General features: G+C 64.9%; 11 protein-coding genes. 3 read left to right on the top strand and 8 right to left on the bottom strand.

The genetic code is table 11. The features are described from left to right. Window positions 1-146 precede the first annotated feature (146 nt). A complete protein-coding gene (locus tag ACYQ2W_RS10255) occupies window positions 147-1,265 on the top strand; it encodes a mechanosensitive ion channel family protein (RefSeq protein WP_459865973.1) in 1,119 nt (372 codons plus the stop codon). 269 nt (window positions 1,266-1,534) lie between these two features. Here the strand turns inward: ACYQ2W_RS10255 and ACYQ2W_RS10250 are convergent, their stop codons facing one another. From ACYQ2W_RS10250 to ACYQ2W_RS10215, 8 genes are all read right to left on the bottom strand, one after another. Beyond that, window positions 1,535-2,182: a response regulator gene (locus ACYQ2W_RS10250; RefSeq protein ID WP_459865970.1), complete on the bottom strand. Its 648-nt coding sequence runs from the start codon at window positions 2,180-2,182 to the stop codon at window positions 1,535-1,537. A 156-nt stretch (window positions 2,183-2,338) separates the two neighbouring features. Then, on the bottom strand, window positions 2,339-3,991 hold the full coding sequence (locus tag ACYQ2W_RS10245; protein WP_459865968.1) for a GAF domain-containing protein: 1,653 nt from the start codon (window positions 3,989-3,991) through the stop codon (window positions 2,339-2,341). A gap of 193 nt (window positions 3,992-4,184) precedes the next feature. Then, the gene (locus ACYQ2W_RS10240; protein WP_459865965.1) at window positions 4,185-5,573 is read right to left on the bottom strand and encodes a cobyrinic acid a,c-diamide synthase CobB; all 1,389 of its coding nucleotides are present in this window, start codon (window positions 5,571-5,573) and stop codon (window positions 4,185-4,187) included. A 160-nt stretch (window positions 5,574-5,733) separates the two neighbouring features. Then, window positions 5,734-6,726, bottom strand: a complete 993-nt coding sequence (locus ACYQ2W_RS10235; protein ID WP_459865962.1) for a glycosyl transferase family protein — start codon at window positions 6,724-6,726, stop codon at window positions 5,734-5,736. Between the two features lie 324 nt (window positions 6,727-7,050). Next, on the bottom strand, window positions 7,051-7,389 hold the full coding sequence (locus tag ACYQ2W_RS10230) for a TusE/DsrC/DsvC family sulfur relay protein (RefSeq protein ID WP_459865959.1): 339 nt from the start codon (window positions 7,387-7,389) through the stop codon (window positions 7,051-7,053). Between the two features lie 109 nt (window positions 7,390-7,498). Further along, window positions 7,499-8,158, bottom strand: a complete 660-nt coding sequence (gene cas6, locus ACYQ2W_RS10225; protein ID WP_459865957.1) for a type I-MYXAN CRISPR-associated protein Cas6/Cmx6 — start codon at window positions 8,156-8,158, stop codon at window positions 7,499-7,501. A gap of 8 nt (window positions 8,159-8,166) precedes the next feature. Then, a complete protein-coding gene (locus ACYQ2W_RS10220; protein ID WP_459865954.1) occupies window positions 8,167-8,367 on the bottom strand; it encodes a DUF6967 family protein in 201 nt (66 codons plus the stop codon). 34 nt (window positions 8,368-8,401) lie between these two features. Then, window positions 8,402-8,590 (bottom strand): sulfur relay protein DsrC, encoded by a 189-nt coding sequence (locus tag ACYQ2W_RS10215; protein ID WP_459865951.1) that lies wholly within the window; start codon window positions 8,588-8,590, stop codon window positions 8,402-8,404. 792 nt (window positions 8,591-9,382) lie between these two features. Here ACYQ2W_RS10215 and dsrA point away from each other — a divergent pair. Both dsrA and dsrB read left to right on the top strand, forming a co-directional pair. Then, a complete protein-coding gene (gene dsrA / locus ACYQ2W_RS10210; protein ID WP_459865949.1) occupies window positions 9,383-10,624 on the top strand; it encodes a dissimilatory-type sulfite reductase subunit alpha in 1,242 nt (413 codons plus the stop codon). A gap of 107 nt (window positions 10,625-10,731) precedes the next feature. Beyond that, window positions 10,732-11,802, top strand: coding sequence for a dissimilatory-type sulfite reductase subunit beta (gene dsrB, locus ACYQ2W_RS10205; protein ID WP_459865946.1), 1,071 nt, complete (start codon window positions 10,732-10,734; stop codon window positions 11,800-11,802). The last annotated feature ends 26 nt before the right edge of the window (window positions 11,803-11,828 follow it).

The following is an 11,828-nucleotide window of genomic DNA, read 5'->3' as shown; positions in this document are numbered from 1 at the left end:
TTAGGCCGCGATGGTTCGGAGTGCCTGCCTGTCGGTGACTTGCGGAAGTCGGCTGGCAGGGCGCCATCGCGGCCTCGGGGCCGCTCCTACAAAGGGGCGCGCGCCTGCTATGATTCCCCGCTGATATCCCGATCCCCGAGTTCCCCATGGACCTCCATCAACTCCTCACCCACCCCCTGCTGGTCGAGGGCCGCTGGGCGTGGCTCGCCCAGGTCTTCTTCGTGGTCTTTCTGGTGGTGCTGGCCAACCTGATCCAGCGCCGGGTCATCGCCCACCTGCAGCGCCGTGCGGCGGCCAGCCGCAGCCCGTGGGACGACGCCGTGCTCGACGCCCTGGGGCGGCCGCTCGGCGTGCTGTTCTGGGTGGTCGGCCTCGCCTTCGCCGCGGAGGTGGCGCAGGAGGCCTCCCAGGTGACCCTGCTGGCGGCGGCGCAGCCGATCCGTGACGTCGGCGTGGTGGCGACCCTCGCCTGGTTCCTGGTGCGGCTGGTGCGCAACACCGAGAAGACGCTGCTGCAGCGCCGCCGGGAGACCGGCGAAGGGGTGGACCCCACCACCCTCAACGCGGTGGCCCGGCTGCTGCGGGTCTCGGTGGCGATCACCTCGGTGCTGGTGATCCTGCAGACCCTCGGCTTCAGCATCTCCGGGGTGCTCGCCTTCGGCGGCATCGGCGGCATCGCGGTGGGCTTCGCCGCCAAGGACATGCTCGCCAATTTCTTCGGCGGCCTGATGATCTACCTCGACCGTCCCTTCGCGGTGGGGGACTGGATCTACTCGCCGGACCGCGAGATCGAGGGGACGGTGGAGGAGATCGGCTGGCGACTCACCCGCATCCGCTCCTTCGACAAGCGGCCGATCTACGTGCCCAACTCGGTGTTCGCCAACATCGCGGTGGTCAACCCGTCGCGGATGAGCCACCGCAGGATCTACGAGACCATCGGCATCCGCTACTGCGACGGTGAGCGGATGGCGGCGATCACCGCCGAGGTGGAGCGGATGCTCCGCGAGCATCCGGCGATCGACGCCAGCCAGACCCTGATGGTCCACTTCAACGCCTTCGGACCCTCGTCCCTCGACTTCTTCGTCTATACCTTCACCAAGACCACGGTGTGGACCGAATTCCACGCGATCAAGCAGAAGATCCTGTTGGAGATCCACCGCATCATCCGCGCCCACGGTGCGGACATCGCCTTCCCCACCCGCACCCTCGATCTTCCCCCCGAACTGACCGGAGCGGTGGCGCCGCGGCAAACATCCGGTTCCTGAGGCGTTCCGGTGGGGGACACGACGGGCTCGGGCAGGACGGGCTGCCGATCACCGAATCTTTGTTGAGAGCCGGAGCACGAACCGTTCCCCGGTCACGACGCTCTGCGCCGTGGGGAGTCCTGGACGCTCCGCGTCCTTGTCGTGTGCAGGTGGTGGAGCGCCGCTGGCTCCGTTCGGCACGACGCAGAGCGTCGAAGAGAAGCGTTTCCACGCGGAGCGCCGAAGAGGAGCGTTTCCACGCGGAGCGTGGAAACGAGAGAAGGAAGTGGTCAGCCCTTGGGGCACATCCCCTGCTCGACGGCGATCACCGCGGCCTCGACGCGGGAGTGGACGGTGAGCTTGCGCAGGATCGCCTTGACGTGGAGCTTGACGGTGCCGTCGGAGATGCCGAGGTTGCGGGCGATCACCTTGTTGCTCTGCCCTTCGGCCACCAGACAGAGGATCTCGCGCTCGCGGGGGGTGAGGTCGGCGTGCTGGCCGGTGGGCTCCTCCGGGACCTTGTCGGCGGCCTGGATGACGCGGGCGAGGACGCCGGTGAGCTCCTTCGCCACCACCGTCTCGCCCTTGGTGACGTTGTGCAGGGCGGTGACCAGGTCGTCGGGCTCCATGTCCTTCAGCAGGTAGCCGTTGGCGCCGGTGCGCAGGCAGCTGATCAGGTCCTCCTCGTCGGTGGAGGTGGTGAGCATCACCACCGGCCGCTCGATCCCTTCGGCACGCAGTCGGCGCAACACTTCCAGACCGTTGGGTTCGGGCATGCGCAGGTCGAGGAGGATCACGTCGGGCTCCAGCTCGCGGGCGAGGCGAATCCCCTCCTCGCCGTCGCCTACCGCGGCGGCCACCTGGATGGAGTGGCGGTCGAGCAGCCCCTCCAGGCCGATCCGGAACAGGGCGTGGTCGTCGATCAACAGGATACGCATGGTGGGGCCTGGAGAGGGGGGAGATTTGCCATTTTAGCATCCAACGCAAAGGCGCAGAGGCGCAAAGGGCGCAAGGGAAGAGTCCATGATCGCAGTGTCACCTTTCTTTTGCGTCCTTTGCGCCTCCGCGCCTTTGCGTTGAACGCTTGAGCGGGGTCAGGCCGGGCGGACGGGGATCTCGGAGAGGCGCCGCCGGCTGTGGCGGAAGGTGAGTTCGATCTGGGTCCCCTCGCCCGGTTCGCTGTCGATGGTGAGCCGCCCGCCGAGCCGCTTGGCGCGCTCCTGCATGATGATCAGGCCGAGGTGTTCGCCGGGGTGGCCCTTGGTGTCGGGCTCGGGCATGCCGACGCCGTCGTCCTCGATCAACAGGCGGTAGTTGCCCTCGTCGTTGCAGCGCAACATCACCCGCACCATCACCGCGCCGCTGTGCTTGCCGATGTTGGTCAGCGACTCCTGGAGGATGCGCAGCACCTGCATCTCCTGGTTGGCCGGCAGGGTCACCTCGGAGCACTGGCGCTGGAAGAAGACGGTGATCCCGCTCTGCCGGCGGAAGCGCTCGATCACCCCCTCGATGGCGGGGATCAGGCCGCGTTTGTCGATCGGCGCGCGGAAGTGGGCGAGCAACTCGCGTAGCTCGGTGTTGGCCTCCTCCAGGCCGTTGCGGATGCGCAGCACCTCCTGGCGGGCGTCCTTCACCTTCTCGCTCTCGACGCTCTGCTCCAGGGTCTGCTCGAGCATCTTCACCTGGAAGCGCAGCGAGGCCAGCGTCTGCGCCAGCGAGTCGTGCAGCTCGTGGGCGAGCAGGGTGCGCTCCTGCATGATCGACAGGCGCTGCGACTCCTTGTCGAGGCGCGCCTTCTCGATCGCCATGCCGAGGTGGCGGCCGATCGAGGAGAGGAGGTTGTCCAGCTCGTCCTTGAGCGCCAGGTCGGCGTGGTCGACGAACAGGTTGTAGACCCCCAGGGTGCGGTCCTGGTAGCGCAGCGGCACCGCCAGCATGTGGGCGTCGCCATGGCCGTTGAGCGGCAGCGTGCCACCCTTGGCGCACTGGCCGATGTCGTGTTGGCAGAGGATCTCCCCCTGGGCCAGGGCGCTGCCGCAGAGGCACTGGTTGACCGGGATGCGGTTCTCCCGGTCGACGAAGTCGGGGTCGAGGCCGAGGCTCGCCACCAGCCGCATCTGGCCGTCGTCGTCGAGCAGCCGTACGGTGGCGGCGTGGGCGTCGACCACGTCCTTGAGGGTGTGGAGGAAGCGGGTGAGCAGGTCGTCGAGGTCGCGGGCGGCGTTGAGGTTGGCGGCCAGCTCGTAGAGGATCTCCAGCGAGCGGGTCTTCTGGGCAAGGCGGCGGGTGTGCTTGACCACCCGGCTCTGCATGTCCTGGGAGAGGGTCTGCAGCTCCTCGCTGAGGTTGTTGACGTCCAGCGCCAGCTTGGTCAGCTCGCCGCCGCGGGGGATCGGCATGCGCGCCGAGAGATCCCCCTCGCGCATGCGCCGCGCCCACTGGCGCAGGGTGTCCATCGGCTCCAGCAGGCAGCGCCGCACCCGCAGATAGGAGAGCAGCGCGACGGTGATGCCGCCGGCCACCAGCAGCAGCTGCAGGGTGAAGAGGGCGGCGGCGGACTCGGGGTTGCGGGCCATCATCAGGCCGGTCAGCGCCACGCCGACGAGGATCACGCCGAGGCCGGCGAACTGGAGCGTCAACACCCGGCCCCAACGCCCGGAAGGGATGCGGTGGCGGCGAGGTGCGGAGGATCTTTCCCGCTCGGTCGGGGCGGTGGGGAGGACGGGGTCGGTGGGGGTGACGGACATGGCGGTCTTGGCGGAGGGGATGATAGTGGTTTGACCGCTCCGATGATCGCGAGGTTTCCGGGGAGAGGTCGCTGTTGGAGATTCCCAGGTTAAAGGTGAAAGGCAAAAGGTTAAAGGGCCTTCGATCGAGGCCCTCACGGTTTTGCTGCTGTGCCGGTTGAGCGGAGAAGGTCGGTACGGCCCCTCTTGCCTTTCACCTTTGCCCCTTGACCTTTGACCTCTCCCTGACGAACTCGACGAAGCGGCCGGCCCAGCGGTTGCCGGCCACGTCGCGCAGGTGGGCGTAGCAGGCCAGGGTGTTGCGGTGGCGGATGCCGTCGTGACGGCCGTTGATGCCGTAGCCGCGCAACACCTCGTAGACGTACTCCACCTCTCCCAGGTTCTCCAGGCTGGAGTGGTGGAACTCGTGGGCGAAGATCTCCGCAGGTGCGGCGCCCGCGGCGGCCAACGGCCAGGGGGCGTTGGCGCGCTCGCGCAGGCGGACGTAGCCGCGTCCCCGGGGGCGCTCGTGCATCCGGCAGTCGGCGGGCAGTGCGCCGACCATGGCGTGGCGGCGGCCGTCCCACTCGATGGCGCGGGTGAGGTACATCAGGCCGCCGCATTCGGCGTAGACCGGAAGTCCCCCTTCGATCGCTGCGCGGATCTCCCCGCGCAGGGTGGCGTTGCCCTCCAGGGCCTCCATCTGGGTTTCCGGGAAGCCACCGCCGATGAACAGACCGTCCACCTCCGGCAGGTGGGGGTCGTGGAGTGCATCGAAGAAGCGCAGCTCGGCGCCCGCTGCCTCCAGGGCCTCCAGGTCTCCCGGGTAGTAGAAATTGAAGGCCGCGTCGAGTGGGATGCCGATACGCACACCATGCTCGGGAAGGAGGGGGGGCAAAGCGGTGACCGGAGCGGGGGAGGGGGCCTCGGCGGCCAGATCGAGCAGCGCGTCGAGGTCCACCTGGTCGGCGATCTGGCGGCCGATCTCTCCGATGAAGGTGTCCGCGGAGGCCGATTCGCGGCTCGGCACCAGCCCCAGGTGGCGTTCGTCGATGGCGAGGAGCGGGTTGCGCTGTACCGCGCCGATCACCCGGATGTCGGTGTAGGCCTCGACCACCGCTCGCAACTTCGACTCATGGCGCGCCCCGCCCACCTGATTGAAGATCACCCCGGCAATGTTGATTTCAGGATCGAACGCCTGATAGCCGAGCAGCAGCGGGGCGACCCCGCGGGTCATGCCGCGGGAGTCCACTACCAGTACCACCGGGGCATCGAGCAGCTTGGCCAGCGCCGCATTGGAGTTGCTGCCGTCCAGGGCGAGCCCGTCGTAGAGTCCCTTGTTGCCCTCGATCAACCCGACGTCCGCACCCGCCATGTGGCGGGCAAACTCGTAGACGATCTCGGGTCGCTCCTGGGTGTAGAAATCGAGGTTGTGGCAGGGGCGTCCGGCGGCGCGCCCGAGCCACATCGGGTCGATGTAGTCCGGGCCTTTCTTGAACGGCTGCACCGCCACCCCGCGGGCGGCGAGCGCCGCGCACAGGCCGATGGAGACGGTGGTCTTGCCCGAGGACTTGTGGGCGGCGGAGATGTAGAAGTGAGCCACGATAATTGTTGGAAAAGAAAAGATTTCAACCGCAGATGCACGCAGATTGACGCAGATTCAAACGAGAAAAATCTGCGTGAATCTGCGTTGATCTGCGGTTAGGTTTTTCCTTTTTTCGTGAGGTACGGAAAAATCATATCTGCGGTTCATTTGGCCTGCGTCAGGCGGGCCAGCGCTTGTCGCGGGCGGCCCACATCTCGCGGGCCGCATCCATCGCGGCCTCCTGGTCGGCGGCCTTGCCCATCAGCTTGAGGGCGATGGCCAGGGTGCCGATCACCGCCGCCTCGCCGTATTCGTGGTCGAGGTTCCCCTCCCACAGCGTCTTCAGGTCGGCGTTGTTCAGCTCCTCTTCGTTGACGTGACGCTGCTTGAACATCGCCGGCCACTCCTCGCTGCCGGCCTTGCCGTCGTGGATCACGCGCGCCTCGCAGACCATGTCGGGGTTGCGCTCCACCTCGCCGCCGTCTCCCTTGATCACCACCATGTAGGGCTGGCCGAGGATCTCGCAGGCGTCCTGGTGGATTCCCAGGTAGCCGCGATGGAAGATGCTCTGCATGGAGTAGGGGGCGGCGAAGGGGTTGATCATCCGGCCGACGGTGTGGACCGGCGAGCGCAGGCCGAGCAGCGGGCGGTATTCGATCACCTCCTGGAGCTTCGGCACCATCACCGCCAGCGGCATGTAGGCGAAGTTGCGCGCCTCCAGCTCGGTTTTCGCCTGCTCCATGCTCGCGCACACCGGCAGGCCCAGCTCGCGCAGGGTGTCCTCGGTGTAGATGCGCCCCTCGGTGTGGCCGGTGGTGCCCTGCATGAAGATGCGCACGCCATTGGCGGCCAGCGTCAGGGCGGCGAGCAGGAACCAGGGGTGGTGGCGGCGCTTGCCGGCGTAGGAGGACCAGTCGAGATCCACCGGGCGGTCCAGCTCGGGGAGGGTGATGGTCTCGCGGATGGCGCGGACGAAACCGGCGACCTCCGCCCCGGTCTCCTCCTTCACCCGCATCAGCATGAGGAAGGCGCCGAGCTGAATCGGCTCCACCTCGCCGGCGAGGATCATGCGCATGGTCTCCTGCGCCTCCTCTTCGGTGAGCGCGCGCGATCCGTTCTTGCCCTTGCCGAGGATGCGGACGTACTGGGCGAAAGGGTGTTCCTGGGTCATGGGGTCAACTCCGGCCGGATTCGATGAAGATGGGGAGATTATGGGGGTAGGGGAGGGCGATAAAAAGGCCTGAGCGGGGAGCGAGTGGCGGTCGGCGTGTCGTCGCAACGGTTGCCGCTGGTGGTGGTGGCCGAAAGGGTGTGGTGGATTTCGCTATCGCTCTTCCCACCCGGATGACGAGGTGACGACGTTAGGGCGAGTGTCATCGCTCACGGCGCAAACGGCACGCCCCATAGAGCAAATGATCGTAGCGCCTGAACGGAAAAGGGGCGCGGCAGGGGGAGAATCCCCCGCCGCGCCCCTTTTCCGTTCAGGCGCTACGATTTAGTAGCCGCCCTTGCGACGGCTCTCGGGCAGGCCGCCGATCTTGCCGGCCTGCTTGGAGGGCTGCATCGGGAACAGCGTGTAGAGGTCCTTGGAGTTGACCTTCTCGCCCCACTTGTCACTCATCGCCTTGACGATGTTGCGGTCGTTGGGCTGGTTGCCGCCGTTGTTGATGTACTCGTCGCGCAGGAAGTTGATCAGGTCCCACGCCTTCTCGGAAAGCTCGACACCCTCGGCAGCGGCGATGGCGGCGGCCACCTCCTCGTTCCACTCGTTGATGTCGTTCAGGTAACCGTTGGCGTTGCACTCGATGGTCTTGCCACCCACTTCGTAGGCCATTGCTCGTTCTCCTCAGTCGTATGGTTTTTCGAGTCTTCAATCAATGCCCCGCTATGGGGGCGGAGCCGGCGTTTTTCAACGTCCGGCCGGGTTGCATCTGCGCAGCCCGCTATTTTTTCACAGATTTGTGTGGGAGGAAAATCCCGCAGCCCAGTTTTCTGTAGGGGCCGGCGCCGCTCTCCTGGAGGCGGAACGACTCTTCCAGGCGCAGATCGGCCAGCAGTACGCTGCGTGCCGCAATCTCCCCCTCGGGGGTGGTGATCGACGCACCCTTGCCGCAGACCAGCTTGCGGGCGCGAATGTCCCGTGTCTCCAGCTCGCGAACCACCTCCCGCAGAAAGGTCTCCTCGTCGGCGGGGCCGGCGACGTAGCGGGCGTAAAGGTTCACTTCGCGGCTCAAAGGTCGTTCCGAGGCCTGCTTGAGGGTAAGGTTGCAGTCGTCGACGGCGAGCTCCTGGCCGCACAACACGCGCGCCTCGTCGATCCGAGCCGCCGGTAAACGGAGGACGAAGCGGGTTCGGCGGGAGGGGTAGAAATAGGCCTCGCCAGCCTCCTCGGGGCCGGTCCAGCCGTTGCCGGAGTCTGCCGGAAAGATGTGCTGGATACCGGCCTCCACCTCCTCGTCCAGCCAGGGGAGCCGATCGACTACCGCTCGGTAGAGGGTGTAGCCGTGGTCCACCGGCAGCCGGCGGCTCTCCATCTGGAAGACCAGATCGACGATTCGAGTCGGGACGCTGAGTTCCTGTTCCTCTTCTTCTTGCCAGTACATGGGCGGGGCTACCCTTCACCGTCCTGGCGGCCCGCCCACTCCAACATGGCGTTGGCCCAGGTGGTGGCGGTGTCGGCATCCAGTTCGAGGGTGGTGAAACGCTTGCCCTCCTTGATGCGCACCGAGAGCAGCGGCATGCCCCCATCGTAGGTCGATTCGGAGATCGTGATCTCCTTGTTGAAGGGGGCGTTGAACTTGATGGTTTCCATCATAATCTCTTTCTGAATCAATGTATTGAAGTTGCTATAGGCGGCCGGTGAAGACCGACTCCAGGACCTCCTCCCAGTTCTCCGGGGTGTCCGGATAGGATGGCTTGACGTCGATGCGGAAGAACCGTTCCCCCTGGCGGGCCCGCTCCTTCACCGCCTCCAGCAGCTCGTCGAAGCTGTCGAGATCGTGCCGTTGCAACATCAGTTCGCTCAAATTCAGCATATTCGGTTACCTTGTCTCGTCGGTTTGTGAGGTATCCAGCCGGCGGTGCCGGTCCTGCCGGGGCGAGCTGGAAGCGGTGGACGTGGCATTGGCGGTGGAGGGAGGCCCCTCAACAGCCTGTATATATATAAGGAGTAATTTCCCCGCTTGGAAGCGGCCTTTGGATCCGAGCTACCCTTGTTTTCCTTCTCCAGGTGAGCCTCGAAGAGGAAGGGGGTTGGTAAAATTACTATATGTAGTACTCACCTCAGTGGTCGACTACCGCCCGTGGGAAGGAAAGGGGTTGGGTGACATCAAGGGTGTCTTTTGCTCCGCCGCGGATCGATTGCCAAGTGCCGGTCGAGTTTGCCTTGTGATGAGAAAAAATGGAGGCGTATCCCCCCAATGGCAACCCCTCCCTTGGGGGTAGCCGGAAAACAGTAGTAAAAAAGCATGAGCTAATATTTCTATCCGTTTGTTTTTACAAACGAACGTTCGAAAGCAGGGGAGGGGGGCATGTCCCGCAGTTGGAGCGGTGGTTGGTCGGCAATATCCCCTTTGGGGTATGCGTATTCCCTTTTCTTCCACCCCATCAGACAGATATCCACCCCTTGACGACGCTTTTACACTTTTCCGCCATTCACGGCAGGAAACCGTACATCGAACGAATTTATGGTTTTTATGCAGTGCGACCACGGCTATATTCTGGTCGGCTAGTGAATAACACTGGCGGATCAAGCCCGTAAGCGGAGCGAACGAAACCAGCACTCCGCCGGGACTTGCCCAAATTCAGTCTTGACGAGGAGAAAACTGATGGCGAAGAAGATGCACGACACTCCGATGCTGGATCAGCTGGAAAGCGGCCAGTGGCCCAGCTTTGTCTCTGGTCTGAAGCGTCTGGCCCAGGACAACGACATGATGGTCGATCTGCTTGGTCAGCTGGAGACCTCTTACGAGACCCGCAAGGGTTACTGGAAGGGCGGCACCGTCGGTGTCGTCGGCTACGGCGGCGGCGTCATCCCCCGCTTCACCGAGCTCCTCGACGAGAACAAGAAGCCCCTCTACCCCGATGCCGCCGAGTTCCACACCCTGCGCATCATGCCCGCCCCCGGCTTCCACTACACCTCCGACCTGCTGCGCAAGTTCTGCGACGTGTGGGAGAAGTACGGTTCCGGCCTGCTCTGCATCCACGGCCAGTCCGGTGACCTGATGCTCCAGGGCTGCTCCACCGACAACGTTCAGCCCTGCTTCGACGAGATCAACGAGATGGGCTTCGACATGGGTGGCGCCGGTCCCGCCCTGCGCACCGCCACCTCCTGCGTCGGTCACGCCCGCTGCGAGCACTCCAACTACGACGAGTACCGCGCCCACCGCCAGCTGATCAACGCCTTCCTCGACGACATGCACCGTCCGGCCCTTCCCTACAAGTGGAAGTTCAAGTTCTCCGGCTGCGCCAACGACTGCTCCAACGCCACCCAGCGCGCCGACGAGGCGATCATCGGCACCTGGCGCGACGACATGAAGGTGAACCAGGACGAGGTCAAGAACTACGTGGCCGCCAAGGGCCGCAAGTACGTCATCGACAACGTCATCACCCGCTGCCCGACCCAGGCCCTGAGCCTCAACGACGACGACACCCTGAACGTCGACAACAAGGCCTGCGTCCGCTGCATGCACTGCATCAACGTGATGACCAAGGCCCTCGCCCCCGGCGACGACAAGGGCGTCACCGTGCTGGTCGGCGGCAAGCGCACCCTGAAGATCGGCGACCTGATGGGCACCGTCATCGTCCCCTTCATGCCGCTGAACACCGAAGAGGACTGGGAGGCCCTGGAAGAGCTCTCCGGCAACATGATCGACTTCTTCGCCGAGAACGCCCTGGAGCACGAGCGTGTCGGTGAAATGATCGACCGCATCGGTCTGGTGAACTTCATCGAGGGTCTCGGCCTCGAGGTGGATCCCAACATGATCAACCAGCCGCGCACCAACCCCTACGTGCGCACCGACGACTGGAACGAAGAAGCCGCCAAGTGGGAAGCCCGCAAGGCCGGCTGATTCCAGCCGCCCTTGTCCCACGACCCGACGCCCCTCCCCGGCAGCCGCCGGGGGGGCGGTAAAAAACCCAAGTTTTTGTTCTGAATAAGTAGTATTTGGAGGTCAGTATGTCTGCACCCCGTATGCCCGATGAGACTGGTGTACCGGACTGGAAGCCCTATATGCACCCGGTTCTGGAGAAGAACTACGGTCAATGGGCCTATCACGAGCGTCCCAAGAACGGTGTTCTTCTGCACGTCGCCAAGAGCGGTGACAAGGTCTGGACCATCAAGGCGGGTACCGCCCGCCAGATGGACGTCCACACCGTGCGCGCGCTGGCCGACATCGCCGACAACTTTGCCGACGGCTACATCCGTTTCACCGTGCGTGCCGCCGCCGAGTTCATGGTCACCGACGAGTCCAAGGTCGATGCCCTGATCCAGGCCTGTGAGGATGCCGGCTTCCCCGTGGGCGGTACCGGTCCCTCGGTTCGCGTGCTCTCCCACACCCAGGGCTGGATGCACTGCGACATCCCCGGCACCGACGCCTCCGGCGTGGTGAAGGCGCTGATGGACGAGCTGTTCGACGAGTTCAAGAACCAGGACATGCCGAACCACGTCCACCTGACCACCTCCTGCTGCCAGATCAACTGCGGTGGCCAGGGCGACATCGCCATCAACATCCAGCACACCAAGCCGCCGAAGATCAACCACGATCTGGTGGCCAACGTCTGCGAGCGTCCCTCCGTCGTCGCCCGTTGCCCGGTGGCCGCGATCCGTCCCGCGATGGTCAACGGCAAGCCCTCCCTCGAGGTCGACGAGAAAAAGTGCGTCTGCTGCGGCGCCTGCTTCCCGCCCTGCCCCCCGATGCAGATCAACGATCCGGAGTTCTCCAAGATCGCCGTCTGGGTCGGTGGCAAGCACTCCTCCACCCGTTCCAAGCCGATGTTCCACAAGCTGGTGGCCGCCGGTATCCCGAACAACCCCCCGCGCTGGCCCGAGGCCGCCGAGGTGGTGAAGAAGATCCTCGGCGCCTACAAGGAGAACGCCAAGGATTGGGAGCGCATGGGCGAGTGGGTCGAGCGTATCGGCTGGGGCCAGTTCTTCGAGCTGACCGGCCTGCCCTTCACCAAGTACCACGTGGACAACTGGCGTGGTGGTCGCGCGAACCTGAATGCTTCCGCGCACCTGCACTTCTAAGTTCCACGTATTACTGAAGAGGAAGG

It is taken from the genome of Endothiovibrio diazotrophicus (assembly GCF_054657215.1).
Note: the sequence above shows the minus strand (reverse complement) of the source record. Positions and strands in the feature narration are given on the sequence as shown.

Coding starts and splice junctions, on each gene's coding strand:
- ACYQ2W_RS10255 (WP_459865973.1), top strand. CDS start 147: ATGGACCTCCATCAACTCCTCACCCACCCCCTGCTGGTCGAGGGCCGC.
- ACYQ2W_RS10250 (WP_459865970.1), bottom strand. CDS start 2,182: ATGCGTATCCTGTTGATCGACGACCACGCCCTGTTCCGGATCGGCCTG.
- ACYQ2W_RS10245 (WP_459865968.1), bottom strand. CDS start 3,991: ATGTCCGTCACCCCCACCGACCCCGTCCTCCCCACCGCCCCGACCGAG.
- ACYQ2W_RS10235 (WP_459865962.1), bottom strand. CDS start 6,726: ATGACCCAGGAACACCCTTTCGCCCAGTACGTCCGCATCCTCGGCAAG.
- ACYQ2W_RS10230 (WP_459865959.1), bottom strand. CDS start 7,389: ATGGCCTACGAAGTGGGTGGCAAGACCATCGAGTGCAACGCCAACGGT.
- cas6 (WP_459865957.1), bottom strand. CDS start 8,158: ATGTACTGGCAAGAAGAAGAGGAACAGGAACTCAGCGTCCCGACTCGA.
- ACYQ2W_RS10220 (WP_459865954.1), bottom strand. CDS start 8,367: ATGGAAACCATCAAGTTCAACGCCCCCTTCAACAAGGAGATCACGATC.
- ACYQ2W_RS10215 (WP_459865951.1), bottom strand. CDS start 8,590: ATGCTGAATTTGAGCGAACTGATGTTGCAACGGCACGATCTCGACAGC.
- dsrA (WP_459865949.1), top strand. CDS start 9,383: ATGGCGAAGAAGATGCACGACACTCCGATGCTGGATCAGCTGGAAAGC.
- dsrB (WP_459865946.1), top strand. CDS start 10,732: ATGTCTGCACCCCGTATGCCCGATGAGACTGGTGTACCGGACTGGAAG.